General features: G+C 42.7%; 1 pseudogene. It reads right to left on the bottom strand.

The features are described from left to right. Positions 1-188: 188 nt before the first annotated feature. Positions 189-1,709: pseudogene (locus CLV93_RS20020) on the bottom strand (IS1182 family transposase); the annotation flags it as partial. Positions 1,710-1,786 lie beyond the last annotated feature (77 nt).

Below are 1,786 nucleotides of genomic sequence, written 5' to 3'. Positions count from 1 at the left end.
ATAAAAAAGAGGCTGTCCAAAAAGGGCGGCCTCATTTTTTAAGCAGCTAACCTGATTGTTCCGAACATTTTCCTGATTTTTGGTAGGCATTGTTGTATGTCTGCTTTTGTGCAGGATATTGCTTCAAAAACGAAAATAATTGTATAAGGAACGGAATTTTTCGGATGTTTGAACATAGTTAGGGCCACTAACTTCCTCAAGTTGTGTCCAATGGCCATTAACCCAAACTCTACTTCCACCTTGGATAATCCTTTGAGGGTAAACCGGTTAAATTTGTTGTTTGATTTCAGCTGCCCAAACACCGCTTCCGGTTCGATGGGGCGCATACTGCGGTGGTAAAGGCCTTCTTCGCTGGTTAACCTTTCTCTTGCCAACCGGCGTAATCGGGTTAGATTGTGGTTGATTTCGAGCTTTCGGTTCCCCCTGGCTTTATAGCACAGCCCCCGAAGCGGGCATCCCGTGCAATTTTGTGCCTGGTAGATACTCACCTGGTATTCATATCCCAACTGTGTTTTGCGACTGTTACTCCCCACCTTACTGATGCGTTGTCCCATGGGGCAGACATAAAAATCCTTTTGCTGATTGTAATACAGGTTTGCCGGCAAAAAAGCATTATTCCTTTGACTTCTTTTTTGTTCTTTATGAAAGTAGTTGTACTTGACAAAGGCTTTTATGCCCTGATTTTCCAGATGTTGGTAATTCTCTTCGCTGCCATAGCCTGAGTCGGCAACCACCGTGGACGATCGCCTGTTGTAAAGTGATTCAAAATAGTCAAGGTGTGGTATCAGAGTGCTGGTATCGCCGGCGCGCTGATGAAGTGAAAAATGGGTAATAAACTGGTTCTCCGTGCTGATTTGAGTATTGTAAGCAGGCTTTAACTGCCCGTTTTTCATATGATCCTCTTTCATGCGCATGAAGGTGGCATCGGTATCGGTTTTCGAGTAGCTGTTCCTTTGCCCCAGGGTTTCGAGTTGCTGTTTGTATTTTTTCAGTTGGGGCAGCGAATCCGATTCCAGTTGTTTCAACTGTTTTTGCTGTTTCCTGTTCAGTTTTGAGAGTTGTTCATTTAACTGGTTGATTTTCTTTTGTAACAGTTCGGAATCAATCGGCTGTGGCAGGTTGTCTTCTTCAGGGGAAGCTGAGTCCACTTCAATGCTTGCCTGAATCTCTTTTAATACCTTTTCGATTTTGGCTTCAAGCTTATCCTTGTATTTTTCAACCGAGCCACGCCAAACAAACGTATAGCGATTTGACGTTGCTTCGATTTTTGTCCCGTCAATGTATTGTACATCCAGGCTAACGTACCCCATTTCGTTCATCAACCGAACCATCGAGGCAAACAACTGATGGATTTTATTTTTTAATTTCTGACTTCGGAAATTGTTAATGGTCCTGAAATTAGGCGTTGCTTCACCCGAAAGCCACATGTAATGGATATTTTCCTGAAGTTGCCGTTCTATTTTCCGGCAGGAATAGATATTGTTCAGATAACTGTAAAACAGTATCTTAATCATTACCCGAGGATGATACGAACTTGTTCCGCCGCCTTTATACGTCGATAAAATATCGTCTATGTTTAACTGGTCAACAACCTGATTAACCAGACGAACCGGGTGATTAGCCGCTATTTTATCGCTTAGGTTACCCGGAAACAGTACGGACTGTTGGGAAGTAACACTTTTAAATCGTACGTTTGATCGTGTTGTCATTAGCACCTTTAAGATACAAACCTTAAAGCGACAACAAAAACAAAGGCTGTCCAATTTTACTTTTTGGACAGCCTCTT

This window comes from Prolixibacter denitrificans (genome assembly GCF_003014495.1).
GTDB lineage: Bacteria > Bacteroidota > Bacteroidia > Bacteroidales > Prolixibacteraceae > Prolixibacter > Prolixibacter denitrificans.
Note: the sequence above shows the minus strand (reverse complement) of the source record. Positions and strands in the feature narration are given on the sequence as shown.